Here is a 21,735-nt window from a genome sequence, read left to right on the forward strand (position 1 = left end):
GAATCATTCAGGTTCGGAAGGGGCTTTGCCTGCTTCGACGAGCGTGCGCAGTGCGGCGGCATCCGCGCGGGCGACCCGGCCGCGCGAGTCGGCCTTGACCGCGCCGCGCAGGTCGTCGCTCGCATAGAGCGCGAGGTGGATGCCGATCGCGTCCACGTCGCGCCGCGGGCGCCACAGGAAGCTCAGCGTCTCGACGTCGCCGCGGCCCGCGAAGTGCCGCGTCTCGGACACGTCGTACTGGATGTTCTGGTTCAGCAGGTAGATCGCGACGTCCTTCGGGTTGTCGGTGAATGCCTGCAGATGGATATCCGAATGCGCGTTTGCGGTGCCGTTCAGCACGGCGCCCGTCACATACGGACGGAACTCGGCGAGCCGGCGCATCCAGTCGAGCGCGATCTCGCGCAGCAGGCGCAGTTCGTCTGGCTGCGTGTCGCTCTGGAACAGTGCGAGGTACTCGCGCAGTTCTTCCTCGATCTGATCGTTATCCGGCAGCCATTCGCCGGCAACGCGCGAATCGCCGAGCAACTGGCGCGCGGCTTTGCGTTTCGCGCCGGCATAGTCCAGCCCGTCCTCCGCGATCAGGCGGGCGGCGGACTGGGCGATTTCCTCGCGGACGCGCCGCGGGTCGACAAGAGGTTTGCGAGACATGATCCGGCAATCATACTAGATCGCCGCGGCGCCCGAACACGGGTGCGGCGGCCTGCCGCCCGGTGCGCCGGCGGCGTTCGCGCGCATCGTTCGGGCCGCCGGGCACGGCAGGCCGTCAGTTACAATACTGCTCTTTGTGTCGCGGCGACGAGCGCCGGTCGCACGGCCTGTCCGGCGCGCCGCAGACGCATCTTTTCCGAATCGACGGCGCCCGGCGGCGCGAAAGCATTCATCTATGCACATCCACATTCTTGGCATCTGCGGCACCTTCATGGGCGGTCTCGCCGTACTCGCGCGCGAGGCGGGCCACACGGTGACGGGTTGCGACGCGGGCGTCTATCCGCCGATGAGCACGCAGCTCGAGGCGCAGGGCATCACGCTGATCGAGGGCTACGGCGCCGAACAGATCGACCTGAAACCGGACCTGTTCGTGATCGGCAACGTCGTCACGCGCGGCAATCCGCTGATGGAGGCGATCCTCGATCGCGGCCTGCCTTACGTGTCGGGCCCGCAGTGGCTCGGCGAGCACGTGCTGGCCGGCAAATGGGTGCTCGCGGTCGCGGGCACGCACGGCAAGACGACCACGTCGTCGATGCTCGCGTGGCTGCTGGAAGACGCGGGCCTGAACCCGGGCTTCCTGATCGGCGGCGTGCCGCTGAACTTCGGCGTGTCGGCGCGGCTCACCGATTCGAGCTTCTTCGTGATCGAGGCCGACGAATACGATACGGCGTTCTTCGACAAGCGCTCGAAGTTCGTCCATTACCGGCCGCGCACCGCGGTGCTGAACAACCTTGAATTCGATCACGCCGACATCTTCCCGGATCTCGCCGCGATCGAAACGCAATTCCATCACCTCGTGCGCACCGTGCCCGGTGTCGGCCGGATCGTCACGAACGGCCGCTCGGACGCGCTCGAGCGCGTGCTCGCGCGCGGCTGCTGGAGCGAGGTCGAGCGGTTCGGCGTCGACGGCGGCTGGCAGGCGCTGCCGGCCGAGGACGGCGTGCCGGTCGACGAGCGTTTTGCCGTGTATTCGCACGCGGAGCGTGTCGGCGAAGTCGCGTGGCAGGTGCAGGGCGATCACAACCGGATGAACGCGCTCGCGGCGATCGCCGCCGCGCGCCACGTCGGCGTGCCGCCCGCGCAGGCCGCAGCCTCCCTCGCAGCGTTCCGCAACGTGAAGCGCCGCATGGAAGTGCGCGGCAGCGTGGACGGCGTGACCGTCTACGACGACTTCGCGCACCATCCGACCGCAATCGAAACCACGATCGCCGGCCTTCGTGCGCGCATCGGTAGCCGGAATGCCCGCATCCTCGCGGTACTCGAGCCGCGCTCGAACACGATGAAGCTGGGCGTGATGAAGGCGCAATTGCCCGCGAGCCTGGCCGATGCCGATCTCGTGTTCGGCTACGGCGCGCCGACCGGGCGCGATGCGCTCGGCTGGAATCTCGGCGAGGCGCTCGCGCCGCTCGGCGACAAGGCACGCGCGTTCGACGATCTGCATCTGCTGGTGAAGGCCGTCATCGAGGCCGCGCGCCCGGGCGACCACGTGCTCGTGATGAGCAACGGCGGCTTCGGCGGCGTGCACCAGAAGCTGCTCGACGCGCTCGGGAGCCGCACGTGATCCTGTATCTGCACGGCTTCCGGTCGTCGCCGGAATCGCAGAAGTCGCGGCTGCTCGCCGCGCGCATGGCCGAACTCGGCCGCACGGACGAGTGGCGGTGCCCGTCGCTGTCCGTGTCGCCGCTCGACGCGATCGCCATCGCGGAAGCCGAGGTTGCCGGTGCGCGCGACGTGACCGTCATCGGCAGCTCGCTTGGCGGCTATTACGCCACGTGGCTGGCCGAAAAGCACGGCTGGAAGGCCGTGCTGCTGAATCCGGCCATCGTGCCGCAGCGCGATCTCGAGCAGCATCTGGGCGAACAGCCGCTGTGGCACGGCGGCGGCACGATCGTCGTCGAGCGCCATCACCTGCACGAGCTCGATGCGCTGCGCGTGCCGGCGATCACGCGTGCCGAGCGCTACTATCTGTTCGCGGCGACCGGCGACGAAGTGCTCGACTACCGCGAGATGCTGGCCCATTACCCGGGCGCGAAAACGCGCGTGATCGAAGGCAGCGATCACGGCATCAGCGAATTTGCCGACTATGTCGACGACGTTCTCGCGTTTTGCGACGGAAAAGCGCGATAAACCGGCCGCGTGCCGATCGAATCCCCATCATCATGCGGCGCCGCCGATGCGGCGTCCGGCAGTCTGAACGAGAGTACTGAGTGAACGTTTTCTTCGAGGAATCGGGCAGTTTCAAGGCGGGCAGCGTGCTGTCGCGCCAGGGCGACGCATTTCAGGTCGAGTTGCCCGGCGGGCGGCGTGCGAAGGTGCGCGCGAAAGACGTGCTGATCGAATTCGACAAGCCGGCCGCGGGCGAACTGATGCAGGAGGCCGACACGGCCGCGCAGCAGATCGATCTGGATTTCCTGTGGGAATGCGCGCCGGCCGACGAGTTCGCGTATACGGCGCTGGCCGAGGAGTACTTCGGCGCGGCGTACGGCCCGGTCGAGCGCGCGGCGCTGGTGCTGCGGCTGCACGGCTCGCCCGTCTACTTCCGCCGCAAGGGGCGCGGCCAGTACCAGCGCGCGCCGGAAGAGCAACTCAAGATGGCGCTCGCGTCGCTCGAGCGCAAGCGCCAGCAGGCGCTCGTCCAGGCGCAGTATGAAGAGGAGCTGAAGGCCGGCAAGCTGCCGGAAGCGTTCGCGGGCAAGGTGCTCGGGCTGCTGACGCGGCCGGACAAGAACGCGATCGAATACAAGGCAATGGAAGCGGCGGCCGGCGCGCGCGGCGTGTCGCCGGCGCGGCTGATGCTCGACTGCGGCGGCATCGCGTCGCCGCGTGCGCTGCACGAGGCGCGCTTCCTCGCGGAATTCTTCCCGCACGGCACGGGCTTTCCGCCCGTCACCGTCGGCGCGCTGCCGGACGACCTGCCGCGCGCGAACGTCGAGGCGTTCTCGATCGACGACATCACGACGACCGAAATCGACGATGCGTTCTCGGTCGAACACCTGTCCGACGGCCGCGTGCGGATCGGCGTGCACATCGCGGCGCCGGCGCTCGGCATCGTGCGCGGCGACGCGATCGACGCGATCGCGCGCACGCGCCTGTCGACCGTCTACATGCCGGGCGACAAGATCACGATGCTGCCGGACGACGTCGTCGACGTGTTCACGCTGAAGGAGGGCGATTACCGCCCGGCGCTGTCGCTGTACATCATCGTCAACCGCGAAACGCAGGACATCGTCGCGAACGAGACGCGCGCCGAACTCGTGTTCGTGAAGAACAACCTGCGTCACAACACGCTCGACGAGCTCGTCAACGAAGAGACGCTCGCGGCCGGCACCGGCGACTACCCGCACAAGGACGACATCGCCGTGCTGTGGCCGCTCGCGCAGGCGCTGTTCGAGAAGCGCCAGCTCGCGCGCGCGGGCTACGGCCTGAAGCGCGAAGTGCAGCGCAACACCGACTACAACTTCTACGTCGAAGGCGAGCACGTGTCGATCACGCCGCGCCGCCGCGGTTCGCCGCTCGACCTGATCGTGTCCGAGCTCGCGATCCTCGCGAACTCGACCTGGGGCGCGTTCCTGCACGATCATACGGTGCCTGGCATCTACCGCTCGCAGCGCGGCTTCGGCGCGCCGGGCCCGAAGCGCACGCGGATGCAGACGACGGCCGCGCCGCACGAAGGCCTCGGCGTGCCGCAGTACGCATGGAGCACGTCGCCGCTGCGCCGCTACGTCGACCTCGTGAATCAGTGGCAACTGCTCGCATGCGTGCAGCATGGCGTCACCGCCAAGCTCGCCGCGCCGTTCAAGCCGAAGGACGCCGACCTGTACGCGGTCGTGCAGGGCTTCGACGACACCTACACCGCGTACGCCGACTATCAACGCCGGATGGAATATTTCTGGTGCCTGCGCTGGCTCGCGCAGGAGCAGAAGAAGCAGGTCGTCGCGAGCGTCGTGAAGGGCGATCTCGTGCGCCTCGAGGAAATTCCGCTGCTGCTGCACGTGCCGGGGCTCGGCGTGCATGCGCGCGGCACGCGCGTGTTGCTCGACGTGATGTCGCTCGACGAGCTGACGATCGAGGCGTCGGTGCGGTTGCTGAACGTGCTCGATGCGCCGACCGTGACCAGCGGCGATGCGGCCGAGGAAGAGGATGATGCCGAAGGCGGCGACGACACGCTGATCGACGCGGAAGATGCCACGGCGGAAACCGAGGCGGAAGCGCTGGCCGAAGCGGACGGTGCGGCGGCAGGTGCGGGCGGCGAAGCCGCGAGCGGCAACGACGGCGACGAGGGGCGCGCATCATGAACGCGGTTGCGTCGACGAGCGGCGCCGACCGCTACGTGGTGTTCGGCAACCCGGTGGCGCACAGCAAGTCGCCGTTCATCCACGCGCAGTTCGCCGCGCAGACCGGCGAGGCGATCGAGTACGCGCACCGGCTCGCGCCGGTCGACGGTTTCGAAGCGGCCGTGCGCGCGTTCGTTGCCGAAGGCGGTCGCGGCGCGAACGTGACGGTGCCGTTCAAGCTCGAAGCGCATGCGCTCGCCGACACGCTGTCGCCGCGCGCGGCGGCGGCGGGCGCGGTGAACACGCTGCGCATCGAAGCCGACGGACGCATCCACGGCGACAACACCGATGGCGTCGGTCTCGTGCGCGACATCGAAGCGAACCTCGGCGTGTCGCTCGCGGGCGCGCGCATCCTGCTGCTCGGCGCGGGCGGCGCCGCGCGCGGCGTCGTGCTGCCGCTGCTCGAGCGCGCGCCGCTGTCGATCACGATCGTGAACCGCACCGCAAGCAAGGCCGAGGCGCTCGTCGGCCAGTTCATGCAGGCAGCACACGATGCGGGCTGCACGCTCGCGGGCGGCGGCCCCGACGTGGTGCGCGCGGAGCCGTACGACGTGATCGTCAATGCGACGGCCGGCAGCCTCGATGCCGCGCTGCCGGCGTGCGACGCGGCCGCATTCGGCGCGGGCACGCTGGCGTACGACATGATGTACGGCGCGCAGCCGACCGTGTTCATGCAGCATGCGGCGTCGCTCGGCGCACGCACGGCCGACGGGCTCGGGATGCTCGTCGAGCAGGCGGCCGAATCGTTCTTTATCTGGCGCGGCGTGCGGCCGGACGGTGCACCGGTGCTTGCCGCGCTGCGCCAGGCGCTCGCGGCCAGCTGAACGGAGCGCGGCACGTGGTGGCGGTAAGCAGCACGCAGCGCACGCGGACGGTGAGCCCGGCCCGCTGGATCGTCTACGCGGGTGCGGTGTTCGCGGGCGCGTGGCTCGCGACCCAGCTGTTCTATCTCGCGCAGATCGCGCTGTGGTCGTTCGTGAACCCGGGTTCGACCGCATTCATGCGCACCGACGCGTGGTGGCTGTCGCGCGACAAGCCGCCCGCGCAGATCCAGCACCAGTGGGTGCCGTACGACCAGATCTCGCGCAACCTGAAGCGCGCGCTGATCGCATCCGAAGATTCCACCTTCGCGACCAACAACGGCTACGACGTCGATGCGATCCTGCAGGCGTGGGAGAAGAACAAGGCGCGCGGCCGGATCGTCGCGGGCGGTTCGACGATCACGCAGCAGCTCGCGCGCAACCTGTTCCTGTCGCGCGAGAAGAGCTATATCCGCAAGGGGCAGGAGCTCATCATCACGTGGATGCTCGAAACCGCGCTCGACAAGGAGCGGATCTTCGAGATCTACCTGAATTCCGTCGAATGGGGCCGCGGCGTGTACGGCGCCGAAGCGGCCGCGCGCTATTACTACAGGATTCCCGCGAGCCGGCTCGGCGCGTGGCAGTCGGCGCGTCTCGCGGTGATGCTGCCGAAGCCGCGCTGGTTCGACGCGCATCGCGGCTCGGCCTACCAGGCACAGCGCGCGGCAATCATCGCCCGCCGGATGGGCGCGGCCGCGCTTCCGCAATCGGAGTGAACGGCGCGCTCGCGCCGCCGCATTGTCCGTTCTGCCGCCAATGCGCGATTGGTGCGCCGCAGCGCATTCGCGTCGCGCGCATTTCGGGCCACATCCTTTAGACGAATTCGTCTATTTCGCTTTGCTGAGCAATGCCGGCGACCGCGCGATTTTGTTTGCCGATAGGGCGTGAAATCCGCACTTTTTTAGTATTCCAGGGTAAACGCGAAAGGCGTTGAAAGCGACGCGAAATGCAACGTTTCGCGAACCGAAGCATTCCTGAAAGGTGTGCGCCGCACCGGCCGCCGGCCAAATATTTCAAAATTTTTCAAAGCCGATGTGCTCGCGTATATTGGCCAGCGCCTCGGCTTATCGGCCGCAATCGAGGCGGGGGGCGGCTTATCCGGCTGCTCGACACAAAAAACATCCGAGAGAAGGAAAGCAACGATGCCAGCGAGCAAAGCGAAGCTGTTGTTGGGGGTGGTTTTTTCTTCGCTGATTCTGACGGCCTGCAACGACGACGTGACATCGTCCGCCGCTGCCAGCGCCGACAACTCAGCCGATCCCGCCAGTCAGGTGGACAGGGCGTACAACGATCCGAACAGTTATTCGTCGAGCGCGAACGCGTCGCTCGACGCATCCGCCGCGGTCGAAAAGGCCGCCGTCACGCATCACCAGATCACGCTGAACGGCAAGACGATCCGCTACACGGCCACGGCCGGCCACCTCGTCGCGCGCAATCCGCAGACGGGCGCGCCCGAGGCGTCGTTCTTCTACGTGGCCTACACGGCCGACAACCAGCCCGCGGCGAAGCGGCCCGTCACGTTCCTGTACAACGGCGGCCCCGGTTCGGCATCGGTGTGGCTGCACCTCGGCTCGTTCGGCCCGAGGCGGGTCCAGACGGGCGACCCGAACGCGAACGCGTCGACGTTCCCGTTCGTCGACAACCAGGAGAGTCTGCTCGACACGACCGACCTCGTGTTCGTCGACGCGATCGGCACCGGCTTTTCCGAAGCGATCGCGCCGAACACGAACCAGACGTTCTGGGGCGTCGACCAGGACGCCGGCGCGTTCCGCGATTTCGTGACGCGCTACCTGACCGTGAACCAGCGCAACGATTCGCCGAAATACCTGTTCGGCGAGTCGTACGGCACGCCGCGCACCGACGTGCTCGCGAACCTGCTCGAGACGGCCGGCGTGAAGCTTGCCGGCATCGTGCTGCAGTCGTCGATCCTGAACTACAACACGAACTGCGACATGGCGAGCGACTATGTCGGCAACTCCAACAACGGGTCGAGCCCGGTGAGCTGCGCGGGCTTCGCGCCGTCCTACGGCACCGTCGGTGCGTATTACCAGCTCGACAATCCGAACCCGTCGAACCTGCCGCAGTATGCGGATCAGATGCGCGTGCTGACGGCCGGCAGCTACGCGCCCGCCGTGAACGCGTACCTGGCGAGCCATACGCCGCCGCCGCCGAGTCTCGTCACGACGATGGCGAATTCGACCGGCGTGAAGCAGGCGCTGTGGAACGCGGACTTCAACGTGATCCCGACCTTCTTCGACAACAGCTTCCAGCTGTCGCTGATCCCGGGCACGCTGATCGGCCGCTACGACGCGCGCGTGAACGTGCCGGTGTCGAGCCCGCTGGCGGCGGACGGCGATCCATCGAGCACGTTCATCACGAAGCCGTTCACCGACACGATCGGCAGCTACCTGCCGAACGAGCTGAAGTACACCGCGCAGTCGGCCTACTCGTTGAGCAGCAATGCGATCAACACGTGGGACTGGACGCACGACGGCCTCGCGATGCCCGACACGATCCCCGATCTGGCCGTCGCGCTGACGTTGAATCCGTCGTTGAAGGTGCTGTCGCTGAACGGGTATCACGACATCGCGACGCCGTTCTACCAGACCGAGCTCGACCTCGCGCGGCTCGGGACGCAACCGAACCTGACGATCAAGGACTATCAGGGCGGACACATGGTCTATCTCGACGATACGTCGCGTCCGCAGGAGAAAGCCGACCTCGTGACTTTCTACAACGCGGCCGCGCACTGATGCTGCGCCGGGCCGGCGACAGGCGCCCCCGGCGGCGCCTCGCCTGCCGTCGACGACCTCATTCCAGACTGGAGCCTGATATGAAGAATCGTTTCATCGTCGTTGCCGCGGCGCTCGCATGCGCCGCCGCTGCAGCATCCGTATCCGCGTTCGCGCAGGCGAGCGACGCCGCCGCACCGGCGCGTGCGCGCCAGGCGCAGCTCGGCGATCCGTACGTGCCGCCGGCCGCGCGCAAGCCGACCGCCGGCACGCAGACGACGGGCGCCGCGCTGCATGCGCAGGTGGTGCGCAAGCTCGCGCGGCAGTTCGACTCGGCCGATACGCAGAGCACAGGTTCGATCACCGAGGCGCAGGCGCGCGCGGCCGGGCTCGGTTATGTCGCGAACCACTTCCGGCAGATCGATTCGGGCGGCAGCGGCCGCGTGTCGTTCGCCGACGTGCAGCGCTACATGCAGGCACGCAGCACGAGCCAGCAGTAAGCGCGGTACGTGGTGAACAAACGGGGGCGGAACCTGCTGCGCGGCGGGTTCCGCCCCCGTGCACATGGCGTTGCCGTCGCGTCATGCGCGCAGCGTACCTCGTCTGAATTCTCATTATCTGGACAACGCATTCAAATATTGGAGACGAGTGCGTGCGCTCCTACAATCCGAAGCACATCGACAGCTTCGGACCCACGCATCGCGCGGTGCCCGACGCACACGGAGACATATTCCATGAAGTTCGCCGGGCGCTTTACTCGGTGCATCGACCGCCGCCACGCCGCAGCACCGGACGCAGTTCCGGCGCCGCGCGAGCGGCTTCACCGATTCCGTTGAAGAAGCCCGCCCCATGACCAAGATGCCCGTATCCCTTGCCCTCGACGCCCGGCGTGCGACGCCGGACGATGGGTCGCTGACCGACAGCATCGGCGCGACCAGCACGCCGCTCGATCTCGCCGCGCAGCAGGCTGGCACGCAGACGCTGCTGCGCGGTCTCGCGATCCTCGAGGCGATCGCGAACGGCGCGCGCGACATGCGCGCGATCGGCGCCGCGCTCGGCACGACACGCAGCACGACGCACCGTCTCGTCAGCAGCCTCGTGCAGGCGCGCTACCTGCGCCAGGTGCAGGGCGGCTACCTGCTCGGCCCGAAGCTGATCGAGCTCGGCACGATCGCGCTCGAGCAGATGCCGCTCACCGCCGTGGCGCGGCCGCATCTCGAAGCGCTCGCGGAAGCGACGCTCGACACGATCCATCTCGGCGTGCGCGACGGCGACGACGTGCTGTACATCGACAAGATTCCCGGCACGCGCGGCCTCGAGATGCGCTCGCGCGTCGGCCACCGGATGCCGCTCGCATCGACGGGCATCGGCAAGGCGATGATGCTCGACCTCGATCCCGACCTGTGGCGCTCGCTGTTCGAGGCCGCGCGGCGCGCGCTGGCCGGCGTCACTTTCAAGCCCGACAACCGGCCGGAGACGAGTGCGTTCCTGCAGCGCATGGCCCATTACGCGGCCGGCGGCTATACGTTCGACCTCGAGGAGAACGAGGCGTCGATCCGCTGCGTGGCCGCGCCGATCCGCGACGCATCGGGTGCGATCGTCGCGGCCGTGTCGGTCGCGAGCACGATTCCGTACATGCCGCATGACCGGATGGACGAACTGATTCCTCTCGTGCAGCGCGAAGCGCGAGCCATTTCCGCGGAACTGGGCTGGAGCCCGCCGCAGAGTACCCGCAGGATCAAACGATGACGACTTCGATCCGGGCCGTTCCGGTTGCCAGCTCCGCCACCCCGTCGCTGATCGCGCTCGACTGGGGCACGACGTCGCTGCGCGCGTATCTGTACGACGCGCACGGCGCGCTCATTGACACGCGCAGCCGCGCGGCGGGTGTCATGCACGTGCCGGGCGGCGGCGCGCGCGCGTTCGATGCGGTGTTCGAGGACGCCTGCGGCGACTGGCTCGACCGCACACCCGGGCTGCCGGTACTCGCCGCCGGGATGGTCGGCAGCGCGCAGGGCTGGCGCGAGGCGCCGTACGTTGCGGTGCCGGCCGGCGCCGACGCGCTTGCCGCGGGTCTCATTACAGTGACGACGTCGCGCGGCGCGACGGTATCGATCGTGCCGGGCGTGATCGCGAAGGGCGAATTGCCCGACGTGATGCGCGGCGAAGAAACGCAGATATTCGGTGCGCTCGCGAGCGATCCCATGCTTGACGCCGATCGTTCAGGGCTACTGATCGGCTTGCCGGGCACCCATGCGAAATGGGCATGGGTGAAGGACGGGCTGATCGAACGCTTCCAGACCTTCATGACGGGCGAGCTGTTCGCGGCGCTGCGCGACCACACGATCCTCGGCCGCACGATGCGCGCGGGCGCGTCGCCCGATCGCGCGGCGTTCGCGCGCGGCGTGTCGGTCGCGCGCGGCGCGCAGCGCACGGGGCTGCTCGCGACGATTTTCAGCACGCGCACGCTCGGCCTGACCGACCGGCTCGCGCCCGACGCGCAGGGCGACTACCTGTCCGGCCTGCTGATCGGCCATGAACTCAATGCGCTCGACGCGATGCTCGCGGAGCGAGGCATCGCGCTCGCGGACCAGCCGCTGCTGCTGATCGGCGACGACGTCTTGTGCGCACGCTACGTCGATGCGCTCCGCGTATTCGGCCACACGCACGCGCGGGTCGTCGCACATGCGACCGAGCGCGGCCTGTGGCGGATCGCGGCGCGCGCCGGGCTCGTGCGCGCGGACGGCGAGCCTGTCCTGGCCGACCAATGAACCGATTGCAGAGGAACCCAGTCATGCCGTCCGACCTTACGTTGCCCGCACCGTACACGCCCCACGCCGCACTGATGCGCGCGTTCGACGCGTGCCCGCTGATCGCGATCCTGCGCGGGATCACGCCCGCCGACGCGGCCGACCACGGGCATGCGCTGTACGAAGCCGGTTTCCGGATCGTCGAGGTGCCGCTCAACTCGCCGGATCCGTTCGACAGCATCGCGAGGCTGCGGCGCGCGCTGCCCGACGATGCGATCGTCGGCGCGGGCACCGTGCTGCGCGCCGAGTACGTCGATCGCGTGCAGGACGCGGGCGGCGCGCTGATCGTGATGCCGCACAGCGACGCGGCCGTGATACACCGCGCACGCGAGCGCGGCCTCGCGAGCGCGCCGGGCGTCGCGACGCCGACCGAAGCGTTCGCCGCGCTCGCGAACGGCGCCGACGTGTTGAAGATGTTCCCGGCCGAGCAGCTCGGCGTGACGGTCGTGAAGGCATGGCGCGCGGTGATCGATCGCGCGGTGCCGCTGATCCCGGTCGGCGGAATTTCGCCGGACAACATGCAGCCGTTCCTCGCGGCCGGCGCGAACGGCTTCGGGCTCGGCTCGGCGCTGTACCGGCCCGGCCAGGCGGCCGACGCGACCGCGGCGAACGCGCGCGCGTTCCAGGCCGGATTGCGCGTCGCGCGCGGCGGAGCCGCATGATGGGCCGCCTCGCGGGCAAGGTCGCGATGGTGACGGGCGCGGGCCGCGGAATCGGCGCCGCGATCGCCCGTGCGTTCGTGCGCGAAGGCGCGGCCGTCGCGCTCGTCGATCTCGACTTCCCGCAGGCGCAGCACACGGCCGCCGCGATCGCGCACGACGTCGACGGCGCGCGCGTGCTGCCGCTGCAAGCCGACGTCGCGCGTCAGGATGCGGTGCGCGATGCGCTCGCGCAGGCCGAAGCGGCATTCGGCCCGCTCGACGTGCTGGTGAACAACGCGGGCATCAACGTGTTCGCCGATCCGCTGACGATGACCGACGACGACTGGCGCCGCTGCTTCGCGGTCGATCTCGACGGCGTGTGGCACGGCTGCCGCGCGGCGCTGGAAGGCATGGTCGAGCGCGGCCGCGGCAGCATCGTGAACATCGCGTCGACGCACGCGTTCCGGATCATTCCGGGCTGCTTTCCGTATCCGGTCGCGAAGCATGGCGTGCTGGGTCTCACGCGCGCGCTCGGCATCGAATACGCGGCGCGCAACGTGCGCGTGAACGCGATCGCGCCGGGCTACATCGAGACGCAGCTCACGCGCGACTGGTGGGACGCGCAGCCCGATCCGGCCGCCGCGCGCGCCCAGACGCTCGCGCTGCAGCCGATGAAGCGGATCGGCCGGCCCGACGAGGTCGCGATGACGGCCGTGTTCCTGGCGTCCGACGAGGCGCCGTTCATCAATGCCGCGTGCATCACCGTCGACGGCGGGCGCGCGGCGCTGTATCACGACTGACGCAACGATTCGAAAGACCGCACGTGCGACGGCCGCGCGCACGCTGCGTCGAAACCAACAAGCGGCTGCATCCTGTTCGATGAAAACAAGGAGACACTGGAGATGAAACGCAGAACGTTCGTAACGCTGGCCGCGGCAGCCGCGGTGGTGATGGGTAGCCCGGTTGCGCACGCGGCCGACCCGGTCAAGATCGGCTTTCTGGTGAAGCAGCCGGAAGAGCCGTGGTTCCAGGACGAGTGGAAGTTCGCCGAGATGGCGGCGAAGGAAAAGGGCTTCACGCTCGTGAAGATCGGCGCGCCGTCGGGCGAAAAGGTGATGAGCGCGATCGACAACCTGTCCGCGCAGAAGGCGCAGGGTTTCATCATCTGCACGCCCGACGTGAAGCTCGGGCCGGGCATCGTCGCGAAGGCGAAGTCGCACAACCTGAAGATGATGACGGTCGATGACCGCCTCGTCGACGGCGCGGGCAAGCCGATCGAAGCGGTGCCGCACATGGGGATCTCCGCGTACAACATCGGCAAGCAGGTCGGCGACGGCATCGCGGCCGAGATCAAGAAGCGCGGCTGGAACGTGAAGGAGGTCGGCGCGATCGACATCACCTACGAGCAGCTGCCGACCGCGCACGACCGTACGAGCGGCGCGACCGACGCGCTGGTGGCTGCCGGTTTTCCGAAGGCGAACGTGATCGCGGCGCCGCAGGCGAAGACCGACACCGAGAACGCGTTCAACGCGGCGAACATCGCGCTCACGAAGAACCCGCAGTTCAAGCACTGGGTCGCGTACGGCCTGAACGACGAGGCCGTGCTCGGCGCGGTGCGCGCGGCCGAAGGGCGCGGCTTCAAGTCGGACAACATGATCGGCATCGGCATCGGCGGTTCCGATTCGGCGCTGAACGAGTTCAAGAAGCCGCAGCCGACGGGCTTCTACGGCACCGTGATCATCAGCCCGAAGCGCCACGGCGAGGAAACCTCGGACCTGATGTACTCGTGGATCACGCAAGGCAAGGCACCGCCGGCGCTGACGCTGACGACGGGCATGCTCGCGACGCGCGACAACGTGTCGAAGGTGCGCGAGGAGATGGGGCTCGCGTCGAAGTAAGCGGCCCGCCGGCCGCCGCGGGCGATGCGGCGGCCGGCGGTCGATCGATCAGGAAGTAGGAGACGACGTGTCAGCGGCACTGCGTTTTGACAATATCGGCAAGGTATTTCCCGGCGTGCGCGCACTCGACGGCATCTCGTTCGACGTGCATGCGGGCGAGGTGCATGGCCTGATGGGCGAGAACGGCGCGGGCAAGTCGACGCTGCTGAAGATTCTCGGCGGCGAATACCAGCCCGATGCGGGCAGCGTGCTGGTCGACGGCCAGCCCGTGCAGTTCGCGAGTGCGGCCGCGTCGATCGCGGCCGGCATCGCGGTGATCCACCAGGAGCTGCAGTACGTGCCCGACCTGACGGTCGCGGAAAACCTGCTGCTCGGCCGCCTGCCGAACGCGTTCGGCTGGGTGAAAAAGCGCGAGGCGAAGCGCTACGTGCGCGAGCGGCTCGCCGCGATGGGCGTCGATCTCGATCCCGACGCGAAGCTCGGGCGGCTGTCGATCGCGCAGCGGCAGATGGTCGAGATCTGCAAGGCGCTGATGCGCAATGCGCGCGTGATCGCGCTCGACGAACCGACGAGTTCGCTGTCGCATCGCGAGACCGAGGTGCTGTTCAAGCTCGTCGACGACCTGCGCGCGCAGGGCCGCGCGCTGATCTACATCTCGCACCGGATGGACGAGATCTACCGGCTGTGCGATGCGTGCACGATCTTCCGCGACGGGCGCAAGATCGCGTCGCACGATGCGCTTGCCGACGTGCCGCGCGAGCGGCTCGTCGCCGAGATGGTCGGCCGCGAGATTTCGGACATCTACCATTACGCGCCGCGCGCGCTCGGCGACGTGCGGTTCTCCGCCGAAGGCGTCGACGGCCCGGCGCTGCGCGAACCCGCGAGCTTCTCGGTGCGCGCGGGCGAGATCGTCGGTTTCTTCGGGCTGGTCGGCGCGGGCCGCAGCGAACTGATGCGGCTCGTGTACGGCGCGGACCGCCGGCGCGCGGGCGTGCTGACGCTCGACGGCACGCGCATCGACGTGAAGCGCACCGGCGACGCGATCCGCCACGGCATCGTGCTGTGCCCCGAGGACCGCAAGGAAGAAGGGATCATCGCGATCGCGTCGGTCGCGGAGAACATCAACATCAGCTGCCGCCGCCATTCGCTGCGCGCGGGGCTGTTCATCGACCGCAAGACCGAAAGCGAAACGGCCGACCGCTTCATCCAGCGGCTGAAGATCAAGACGCCGAACCGGCGGCAGAAGATCCGCTTCCTGTCCGGCGGCAACCAGCAGAAGGCGATCCTGTCGCGCTGGCTCGCGGAGCCCGACCTGAAGGTCGTGATCCTCGACGAGCCGACGCGCGGGATCGACGTCGGCGCGAAGCACGAGATCTACGACGTGATCTACCGGCTCGCGGAGCGCGGCTGCGCGATCGTGATGGTGTCGTCGGAGCTGCCGGAAGTGCTCGGCGTGTCCGATCGCATCGTCGTGATGCGCGAAGGCCGGATCGCGGGCGAGCTGCCGCGCGAACAGGCGAACGAGCACGCGGTGCTGAACCTCGCGCTGCCGCAGACGAGCGCCGCCCAGGCGGCCTGACGCGGCGCACGACATTCGAATCGACCAGGCGCGGCGCGGGCCGCGCGATGCAGGAGCAGGAGACACAATCATGCAAGTCAGGGAAAACCTCGCCGGCGCAGCCGTGAAGCAGTCGGCCGACGCGCTGGTTCCACAGCAAAGCGACCGGCAGAAGTGGTGGCAGCACCTCACCGAGTACAGCCTCATCGCGATCTTCGCGGTGATGTTCATCACGATGTCGCTGACGGTCGATCATTTCTTCTCGATCGACAACATGCTCGGCCTCGCGCTGTCGATCTCGCAGATCGGCATGGTCGCGTGCACGATGATGTTCTGTCTCGCGTCGCGCGACTTCGACCTGTCGATCGGCTCGACCGTCGCGTTCTCGGGCGTGCTGTGCGCGATGGTGCTGAACGCGACCGACAACACGTTCGTCGCGATCATTGCGGCGGTCGCGGCCGGCGCCGCGATCGGCTTCGTGAACGGCGCGGTGATCGCGTACCTGCGCATCAACGCGTTGATCACCACGCTCGCGACGATGGAGATCGTGCGTGGGCTCGGCTTCATCGTATCGAAGGGGCAGGCGGTCGGCGTGTCGTCGGACACGTTCATCGCGCTCGGCGGGTTGTCGCTGTTCGGCGTATCGCTGCCGATCTGGGTCACGCTGCTGTGCTTCATCGCGTTCGGCGTGCTGCTGAACCAGACCGTGTACGGCCGCAACACGCTCGCGATCGGCGGCAACCCCGAGGCGTCGCGGCTCGCGGGGATCAACGTCGAACGCACGCGCGTATACATCTTCCTGATCCAGGGCGCGGTGACCGCGCTCGCGGGCGTGATCCTCGCGTCGCGCATCACGTCGGGCCAGCCGAACGCCGCGCAGGGCTTCGAGCTGAACGTGATCTCCGCGTGCGTGCTCGGCGGCGTGTCGCTGATGGGCGGCCGCGCGACGATCTCGGGCGTCGTGATCGGCGTGCTGATCATGGGCACCGTCGAGAACGTGATGAACCTGCTGAACATCGATGCGTTCTACCAGTACCTCGTGCGCGGCGCGATCCTGCTCGCGGCCGTGCTGCTCGACCAGCTGAAGAACCGCGGCGTACGCGACTGACCTGATTTCACGGAGACGAACCGCATGACCATCGACACTTCCGCGCACGACCCGCACGCCGCGAGCCATGCGCGCTTTGCGCGATACCCGAGCCTCGAGGATCGCGCGGTGCTGATCACGGGCGGCGCGACCGGCATCGGCGCGTCGTTCGTCGAGCACTTCGTGCGGCAGGGCGCGCGCGTCGCGTTCGTCGACCTCGATGCGGCCGCGGGCACCGCGCTGGCGGAAAGCCTCGCGCATGCGCCGCACGTACGCCACGCGCCGCTGTTCATCCAGTGCGATCTGACCGACATCGGCGCGCTGCGTCATGCAATCGACGCGATCCGCGCGCGCATCGGCGCGATCGCGGTGCTCGTGAACAACGCGGCGAACGACGTGCGCCACGCGATCGGCGACGTGACGCCCGAATCGTTCGACGCGGGTATCGCGGTGAACCTGCGCCACCAGTTCTTCGCCGCGCAGGCGGTGATCGACGACATGAAGCAGCAGGGCGGCGGCGCGATCGTCAATCTCGGCTCGATCAGCTGGATGCTGAAAAACGGCGGTTATCCCGTCTACGTGATGGCGAAGGCCGCGGTGCAGGGCCTGACGCGCGGCCTCGCGCGCGACCTCGGCCCGTTCGGCATCCGCGTGAACTCGCTGGTGCCCGGCTGGGTGATGACAGACAAGCAGCGCCGGCTGTGGCTCGACGACGCGGGCCGTGCGGCGCTCAAGGCCGGCCAGTGTCTCGACGCCGAACTGCTGCCCGCCGACCTCGCGCGGATGGCGCTGTTCCTCGCGGCCGACGACAGCCGGATGATCACCGCGCAGGACGTGATCGTCGACGGCGGCTGGGCCTGACCGTTCGCACCGACCCGCATCGTTTCTTCGACGAAGGAAAGGAACTCATCATGACCGCCACGTCCTCGCGCGCATCGTCGTCCACGAGCCAGTCGCGCCGTGCCCGCCTGGCCGCCGCCGCGCAGCCGGTCAGCCCCGGCCCGCAGACGGCCGCATTCGCGCAGGGCGTGGGCGCCGCGCATGCGGCGGCCGTCTCGCTGTCGAATGCGTCGCTGCGGCTCGACGTGCTGCCGCATCTGGGCGGCGGCATCGCGCGCTTCGACTGGCGCGGCGACAACGGTGCGCTGGTGCCGGTGTTTCGCCGCTGCGAGCATCCGGAGACGGCGACGGACCCGAACGAGCTCGCGTGTTATCCGCTGCTGCCTTACTCGAACCGGATCGGCGGCGCGCGCTTCGAATGCGACGGGCGCAAGGTCGCGGTGCCGCGCAACCGGCGCGACGAGCCGCTGCCGATCCACGGCGACGGCTGGCTCGCGCCGTGGCAGGTGGACGATGCGACCGACACGACGCTGCAACTGTCGCTCGATCGCGCGGGTGGCGCGCCGTATGCGTTCCGCGCGATCCAGTCGTTCGAACTCGACGACACGACGCTGTCGATCGCGCTGACGATCGAGAACGCGGGGCGCGCCCGGCTGCCGTTCGGGCTCGGCGTGCATCCGTTCCTCGTGCGCGACGCGGTGACCGAGCTGGCCGCGGCGGCCGGCGGGCTGTGGCTGTCGGGCGCCGATTTCCTGCCGGTGCGGCACGTGAGCGTGCCGCCGGCCTGGCAGTTCGGCGTCGCGTATCCGCTGCCGGGCGCGCTCGTCAATCACGCGTTCACCGGCTGGGGCGGCCACGCGACGGTGAGCTGGCCGCGCCGCCGGCTTTCGCTGACCGTCGCGGCCGACGCCGACGCGTACGTGCTCTATACGCCGCCCGGCGAGGATTTTTTCTGCTTCGAGCCGGTCGATCATCCGATCAATGCGGTGAACCTGCCGGGCGGCGCGGCCGCGCACGGAATGACGCTGCTCGCGCCGGGCGAGCGGCTCACGAGGCGTTTCGCGTTCACCGTCGGGCGCGCCGATGCGCGCGGCAACGCCGCGACTCGCGAGGGACGCCGGCGACGCGGGTAAAATACGCGGTCTACCAACGGTTTGCCGCGAGTACCCGCCATGTCTTCCCCGCTTACTTTCATCGAATCGATGCGCGCCGCGTGGCAGCGCACGAATTCGCTGCTGTGCGTCGGCCTCGATCCCGAGCCGTCGCGCTTTCCCGTGCAGTTCGACGGCCAGCCCGACGCGATCTTCGAATTCTGCCGGCAGATCGTCGACGCGACCGCGCAGTACGCGAGCGCGTTCAAGCCGCAGATCGCCTATTTCGCCGCGCATCGCGCGGAAGACCAGCTCGAACGGCTGATCGCGCACATCCACCTTCAGCATCCGGGCCTGCCCGTGATCCTCGACGCGAAGCGCGGCGACATCGGCAGCACGGCCGAGCAGTACGCGCGCGAAGCGTTCGAGCGCTATCGCGCGGACGCGGTCACGGTGAACCCGTACATGGGCTACGACTCGGTCGAGCCGTACTTCGAGCACGAAGGCAAGGGCGTGATCGTGCTGTGCCGCACGTCGAACCCGGGCGGCTCCGACCTTCAGTTCCTGGAAACGGGGGGGCGGCCGCTGTACCAGGTCGTCGCGGATCTCGCGGCGAACAAGTGGAACGCGAAGAACGGCCAACTCGGCCTCGTGGTCGGCGCGACGTTCCCGAAGGAAATCGAGATCGTGCGCGGGATCGTCGGCGACATGCCGCTGCTGATCCCCGGCATCGGCGCGCAGGGCGGCGACGTGCAGGCGACCGTCAACGCCGGCCGCACGGCCGACGGCACGGGCATGATGATCAACTCGTCGCGCGCGATCCTGTACGCGAGCAACGGCGAGGATTTCGCCGAAGCCGCGGCGCTCGCCGCGCAGAAGACCCGCGATACGATCAACGCGCATCGCTGAAACGCTCCGGTCGCCCCTCCGGGCGGCCGACTTCGGCAGGCCCGCACCGGCGGGCCGGTGCCGCTTTCCCGCTCAACTTTCCCGCTTCGTCCGCCTGCCGGCTCAGCGTTCGCGCTCGTCGAGCAGTTTCAGCAGCCCGCGCAGCGCATGCACGGCCGCCTGCGTGCGGATCTGTTCGCGGTCGCCCTTGAACACGAGCGTTTCGACGTCGGTATGGAGCCGGTTGCTCCAGCCGAACGACACGGTGCCGACCGGCTTTTTCTCGCTGCCGCCCGCCGGGCCCGCGATGCCCGTGACGGACAGCGCGACCTGCGCGCGGCTGTTGCGCAGCGCGCCTTCGGCCATCGCGCGCGCGACGGGCTCGCTGACGGCGCCGTGCTTGTCGATCAGGTCGGGCGGCACGCCGATCATGTCGATCTTGGCCTGGTTCGAATACGTGACGAAGCCGCGCTCGAACCACTGGCTGCTGCCGGAGATGTCGGTGATCGCCGCGGCGATCATGCCGCCGGTGCAGGATTCGGCGGTGGCGAGCGTCAGGTGCTCGTCACGCAGCTTGTTGCCTGCGCGGATCGCAAGCTGGTGGACGACGGAATCGGTTGGCATGCGCGTCGGGAAACGAGAGTCGGGAAATCGGTCAGCCGACGACGGAGCGCCACAGGGCGATCACGAGCAGCGTCATGAACGCGGCGACCAGGTCGTCGATCATGATGCCGAGCCCGCCTTTCAGGCAACGGTCGAAATAGCGGATCGGCGGCGGCTTGAGCATGTCGAAGAAGCGGAACGCGACGAACGCCCACAACTGGCCGATGAAGGTCGCCGGCGTGACGAACAGCATCACGAGCCAGATCGCGACGATCTCGTCCCAGACGACGGCGCCCGGATCGGACGTGCCCATCTTCCTCGCGGTGAAACCGGTGATCCACGTGCCCGCCGCGAAGCCGGCCGCGATCAGCATCCACCATTCGGGTACCGTCAGGTAGCGGCTCAGCACGACGAACGTGAGCCAGCCGAACAGCGAACCGAACGTGCCGGGCATGATCGGCGCGAGCCCGCTGCCGAAGCCGAGCGACACGAGGTGCGCCGGGTGCGACAGCATGAAGCGCGCGCTCGCGCGCTTCGGCGCATTCCCGTTCGGTGCGGCGCCGGGTTCGGCCGCGGCGTGCGCGGGCGTCGGGTCAGTCTGCATGGAAGTGGTCGAAGCCGTGCAACGTGAGAGCCAGGGGCGCGCCGGCGGCGTCGCGCCACGCGATCGCGGGCCGCTCCGACGGCGCGGACAACGCGCGTATTGTACCGATTCGCGTGACCGGCACGCCGGCCGTCGCGCCGGCCGCTTCGACCGCCGCGCGGGCGGCAGCCGGTGCCGTGAAGCACAGCTCGTAGTCGTCGCCGCCCGCCAGCGTGCAGCGGCGCTGCACGTCGGGCGGCAGCGTCGCGAGCGCGGCCGAGCGCGGTACCGCGTCGGCGTCGATCTCGGCGCGCACGTTCGAGCGTGTCAGGATGTGCTGCAGGTCGCCGGCGAGGCCGTCGGAGATGTCGAGCGCCGCGTGCGCGACCCCCGCGAGCGCGAGGCCGAGCGCGACACGCGGTTCGGGGCGCTCGAGCGCGTGCCGGAACGCGGCCGCTTCGTTCGCGCCGGCCGCCCATTCGCCGCGTGCGACGCCGAGGCCGGCGCGCGCGTCGCCGAGCGTGCCGGACACCCAGACGTCGTCGCCGTCACGCGCGGCATCGCGCCGTAGCGCCGCGTCGGGCGCGACTTCGCCGAATACGGTCACGCACAGGTTCAGCGGCCCGCTCGTCGTGTCGCCGCCGACCAGCTCGCAGCCGAATCGCTCGGCGAGCGCGAACAGCCCGTTGCTGAACGCCTCGAGCCACGCCGCGTCGGCACGCGGCAGCGCGCACGCGAGCGTGAATGCGCGCGGCTCGGCGCCCATCGCCGCGAGGTCGGACAGGTTGACCGCGAGCGTCTTGTGGCCGAGCGCGTCGGGTGCGACGTCGGGGAAGAAGTGGCGGCCTTCGACCAGCATGTCCGTCGAAATGGCCAGCAACTTCCCGGATCGAGGCGCGATCAGCGCGCAATCGTCGCCGATGCCGAGCGTCGACGCGCGTGCGCCCTGTGCCGCGCGGCGCGCGAAGAAGCGATCGATCAGCGAAAACTCGGAGAGGGCGGCTGGCACGGCGGGCGGATCCGATACGGTTCAGGGAACGGCATTGTACGAGGCGAACGGCGGCGTTCCTGCACCGTTCGGTTCATTTTTGTCGCGGCTGTC

22 protein-coding genes are annotated in these 21,735 nt (G+C 68.8%); 17 read left to right on the top strand and 5 right to left on the bottom strand.

Features of this window, described 5'->3' with window-relative positions:
- Window positions 1–3: 3 nt before the first annotated feature.
- Window positions 4–648, bottom strand: a complete 645-nt coding sequence (locus tag ACNQQL_RS24325; protein WP_034182679.1) for a hypothetical protein — start codon at window positions 646–648, stop codon at window positions 4–6.
- Between the two features lie 235 nt (window positions 649–883).
- On the opposite strand from ACNQQL_RS24325, the gene mpl reads away from it, so the two are divergent.
- From mpl to mtgA, 5 genes are all read left to right on the top strand, one after another.
- Window positions 884–2,269 (top strand): UDP-N-acetylmuramate:L-alanyl-gamma-D-glutamyl-meso-diaminopimelate ligase, encoded by a 1,386-nt coding sequence (mpl, locus tag ACNQQL_RS24330; protein ID WP_347066244.1) that lies wholly within the window; start codon window positions 884–886, stop codon window positions 2,267–2,269.
- A complete protein-coding gene (locus ACNQQL_RS24335) occupies window positions 2,266–2,835 on the top strand; it encodes a YqiA/YcfP family alpha/beta fold hydrolase (RefSeq protein WP_175963112.1) in 570 nt (189 codons plus the stop codon). Before mpl ends, ACNQQL_RS24335 begins: the two co-directional genes overlap by 4 nt.
- A gap of 80 nt (window positions 2,836–2,915) precedes the next feature.
- On the top strand, window positions 2,916–5,003 hold the full coding sequence (locus ACNQQL_RS24340; RefSeq protein WP_347066246.1) for an RNB domain-containing ribonuclease: 2,088 nt from the start codon (window positions 2,916–2,918) through the stop codon (window positions 5,001–5,003).
- Window positions 5,000–5,866 (top strand): shikimate dehydrogenase, encoded by an 867-nt coding sequence (aroE, locus tag ACNQQL_RS24345; protein ID WP_204425731.1) that lies wholly within the window; start codon window positions 5,000–5,002, stop codon window positions 5,864–5,866. The genes ACNQQL_RS24340 and aroE overlap by 4 nt, the downstream gene beginning before the upstream one ends.
- 14 nt (window positions 5,867–5,880) lie before the next feature.
- On the top strand, window positions 5,881–6,618 hold the full coding sequence (gene mtgA / locus ACNQQL_RS24350) for a monofunctional biosynthetic peptidoglycan transglycosylase (RefSeq protein ID WP_175963109.1): 738 nt from the start codon (window positions 5,881–5,883) through the stop codon (window positions 6,616–6,618).
- A 185-nt stretch (window positions 6,619–6,803) separates the two neighbouring features.
- Here mtgA and ACNQQL_RS24355 read toward each other — a convergent pair whose 3' ends face one another.
- Window positions 6,804–7,151 carry a hypothetical protein gene (locus tag ACNQQL_RS24355; RefSeq protein ID WP_347066308.1) on the bottom strand — a complete coding sequence of 116 codons (348 nt, stop codon included), beginning with the start codon at window positions 7,149–7,151 and terminating at the stop codon, window positions 6,804–6,806.
- Here ACNQQL_RS24355 and ACNQQL_RS24360 point away from each other — a divergent pair.
- The 12 genes from ACNQQL_RS24360 to pyrF all read left to right on the top strand — a co-directional run bounded on the left by ACNQQL_RS24360 (window position 7,045) and on the right by pyrF (window position 19,468).
- The gene (locus tag ACNQQL_RS24360) at window positions 7,045–8,655 is read left to right on the top strand and encodes a S10 family peptidase (RefSeq protein WP_347066249.1); all 1,611 of its coding nucleotides are present in this window, start codon (window positions 7,045–7,047) and stop codon (window positions 8,653–8,655) included. The genes ACNQQL_RS24355 and ACNQQL_RS24360 overlap by 107 nt on opposite strands.
- An 80-nt stretch (window positions 8,656–8,735) precedes the next feature.
- On the top strand, window positions 8,736–9,134 hold the full coding sequence (locus ACNQQL_RS24365) for an EF-hand domain-containing protein (RefSeq protein WP_072436355.1): 399 nt from the start codon (window positions 8,736–8,738) through the stop codon (window positions 9,132–9,134).
- A gap of 349 nt (window positions 9,135–9,483) precedes the next feature.
- Entirely contained in the window at window positions 9,484–10,383 is a 900-nt protein-coding gene (locus ACNQQL_RS24370) for an IclR family transcriptional regulator (RefSeq protein ID WP_072436354.1), read from the top strand.
- Complete coding sequence (locus ACNQQL_RS24375; RefSeq protein ID WP_347066252.1) at window positions 10,380–11,405, top strand: 2-dehydro-3-deoxygalactonokinase; 1,026 nt, start codon at window positions 10,380–10,382, stop codon at window positions 11,403–11,405. The genes ACNQQL_RS24370 and ACNQQL_RS24375 overlap by 4 nt, the downstream gene beginning before the upstream one ends.
- A gap of 23 nt (window positions 11,406–11,428) precedes the next feature.
- Window positions 11,429–12,106, top strand: a complete 678-nt coding sequence (locus ACNQQL_RS24380) for a 2-dehydro-3-deoxy-6-phosphogalactonate aldolase (protein ID WP_347066254.1) — start codon at window positions 11,429–11,431, stop codon at window positions 12,104–12,106.
- Window positions 12,106–12,885, top strand: coding sequence for an SDR family oxidoreductase (locus ACNQQL_RS24385; protein ID WP_347066306.1), 780 nt, complete (start codon window positions 12,106–12,108; stop codon window positions 12,883–12,885). Before ACNQQL_RS24380 ends, ACNQQL_RS24385 begins: the two co-directional genes overlap by 1 nt.
- Window positions 12,886–12,987: 102 nt before the next feature.
- Window positions 12,988–13,983 carry an arabinose ABC transporter substrate-binding protein gene (locus tag ACNQQL_RS24390; protein WP_034182691.1) on the top strand — a complete coding sequence of 332 codons (996 nt, stop codon included), beginning with the start codon at window positions 12,988–12,990 and terminating at the stop codon, window positions 13,981–13,983.
- A 67-nt stretch (window positions 13,984–14,050) separates the two neighbouring features.
- Entirely contained in the window at window positions 14,051–15,562 is a 1,512-nt protein-coding gene (gene araG / locus ACNQQL_RS24395; RefSeq protein ID WP_034182692.1) for an L-arabinose ABC transporter ATP-binding protein AraG, read from the top strand.
- A 70-nt stretch (window positions 15,563–15,632) separates the two neighbouring features.
- Window positions 15,633–16,649 (top strand): L-arabinose ABC transporter permease AraH, encoded by a 1,017-nt coding sequence (araH, locus tag ACNQQL_RS24400; RefSeq protein WP_034182693.1) that lies wholly within the window; start codon window positions 15,633–15,635, stop codon window positions 16,647–16,649.
- A 24-nt stretch (window positions 16,650–16,673) separates the two neighbouring features.
- A complete protein-coding gene (locus tag ACNQQL_RS24405; protein WP_347066257.1) occupies window positions 16,674–17,489 on the top strand; it encodes an SDR family oxidoreductase in 816 nt (271 codons plus the stop codon).
- Window positions 17,490–17,539: 50 nt separating this feature from the next.
- The gene (locus tag ACNQQL_RS24410; RefSeq protein WP_347066259.1) at window positions 17,540–18,601 is read left to right on the top strand and encodes an aldose 1-epimerase; all 1,062 of its coding nucleotides are present in this window, start codon (window positions 17,540–17,542) and stop codon (window positions 18,599–18,601) included.
- A 39-nt stretch (window positions 18,602–18,640) separates the two neighbouring features.
- Window positions 18,641–19,468, top strand: coding sequence for an orotidine-5'-phosphate decarboxylase (pyrF, locus tag ACNQQL_RS24415; protein WP_347066261.1), 828 nt, complete (start codon window positions 18,641–18,643; stop codon window positions 19,466–19,468).
- 102 nt (window positions 19,469–19,570) lie between these two features.
- Here pyrF and ACNQQL_RS24420 read toward each other — a convergent pair whose 3' ends face one another.
- Genes ACNQQL_RS24420 through thiL form a run of 3 tightly spaced genes read right to left on the bottom strand, consistent with a single transcriptional unit; the run spans window position 19,571 to window position 21,642 of the window.
- On the bottom strand, window positions 19,571–20,071 hold the full coding sequence (locus ACNQQL_RS24420; protein ID WP_072436346.1) for a CinA family protein: 501 nt from the start codon (window positions 20,069–20,071) through the stop codon (window positions 19,571–19,573).
- Window positions 20,072–20,102: 31 nt separating this feature from the next.
- Window positions 20,103–20,654: a phosphatidylglycerophosphatase A gene (locus tag ACNQQL_RS24425; protein ID WP_347066263.1), complete on the bottom strand. Its 552-nt coding sequence runs from the start codon at window positions 20,652–20,654 to the stop codon at window positions 20,103–20,105.
- Window positions 20,644–21,642, bottom strand: a complete 999-nt coding sequence (gene thiL, locus ACNQQL_RS24430) for a thiamine-phosphate kinase (RefSeq protein ID WP_347066265.1) — start codon at window positions 21,640–21,642, stop codon at window positions 20,644–20,646. Before thiL ends, ACNQQL_RS24425 begins: the two co-directional genes overlap by 11 nt.
- Window positions 21,643–21,735: the final 93 nt, after the last annotated feature.

This window comes from Burkholderia sp. LFS061 (genome assembly GCF_047978125.1).
Lineage (GTDB): Bacteria > Pseudomonadota > Gammaproteobacteria > Burkholderiales > Burkholderiaceae > Burkholderia > Burkholderia pyrrocinia_C.

Excerpts from the sequence above, each read along its gene's own strand:
- ACNQQL_RS24325 (WP_034182679.1), bottom strand. The coding sequence starts at position 648 with ATGTCTCGCAAACCTCTTGTCGACCCGCGGCGCGTCCGCGAGGAAATC.
- mpl (WP_347066244.1), top strand. The coding sequence starts at position 884 with ATGCACATCCACATTCTTGGCATCTGCGGCACCTTCATGGGCGGTCTC.
- aroE (WP_204425731.1), top strand. The coding sequence starts at position 5,000 with ATGAACGCGGTTGCGTCGACGAGCGGCGCCGACCGCTACGTGGTGTTC.
- ACNQQL_RS24360 (WP_347066249.1), top strand. The coding sequence starts at position 7,045 with ATGCCAGCGAGCAAAGCGAAGCTGTTGTTGGGGGTGGTTTTTTCTTCG.
- ACNQQL_RS24365 (WP_072436355.1), top strand. The coding sequence starts at position 8,736 with ATGAAGAATCGTTTCATCGTCGTTGCCGCGGCGCTCGCATGCGCCGCC.
- ACNQQL_RS24370 (WP_072436354.1), top strand. The coding sequence starts at position 9,484 with ATGACCAAGATGCCCGTATCCCTTGCCCTCGACGCCCGGCGTGCGACG.
- ACNQQL_RS24375 (WP_347066252.1), top strand. The coding sequence starts at position 10,380 with ATGACGACTTCGATCCGGGCCGTTCCGGTTGCCAGCTCCGCCACCCCG.
- ACNQQL_RS24380 (WP_347066254.1), top strand. The coding sequence starts at position 11,429 with ATGCCGTCCGACCTTACGTTGCCCGCACCGTACACGCCCCACGCCGCA.
- ACNQQL_RS24385 (WP_347066306.1), top strand. The coding sequence starts at position 12,106 with ATGGGCCGCCTCGCGGGCAAGGTCGCGATGGTGACGGGCGCGGGCCGC.
- ACNQQL_RS24390 (WP_034182691.1), top strand. The coding sequence starts at position 12,988 with ATGAAACGCAGAACGTTCGTAACGCTGGCCGCGGCAGCCGCGGTGGTG.
- araH (WP_034182693.1), top strand. The coding sequence starts at position 15,633 with ATGCAAGTCAGGGAAAACCTCGCCGGCGCAGCCGTGAAGCAGTCGGCC.
- ACNQQL_RS24405 (WP_347066257.1), top strand. The coding sequence starts at position 16,674 with ATGACCATCGACACTTCCGCGCACGACCCGCACGCCGCGAGCCATGCG.
- ACNQQL_RS24410 (WP_347066259.1), top strand. The coding sequence starts at position 17,540 with ATGACCGCCACGTCCTCGCGCGCATCGTCGTCCACGAGCCAGTCGCGC.
- pyrF (WP_347066261.1), top strand. The coding sequence starts at position 18,641 with ATGTCTTCCCCGCTTACTTTCATCGAATCGATGCGCGCCGCGTGGCAG.
- ACNQQL_RS24420 (WP_072436346.1), bottom strand. The coding sequence starts at position 20,071 with ATGCCAACCGATTCCGTCGTCCACCAGCTTGCGATCCGCGCAGGCAAC.
- ACNQQL_RS24425 (WP_347066263.1), bottom strand. The coding sequence starts at position 20,654 with ATGCAGACTGACCCGACGCCCGCGCACGCCGCGGCCGAACCCGGCGCC.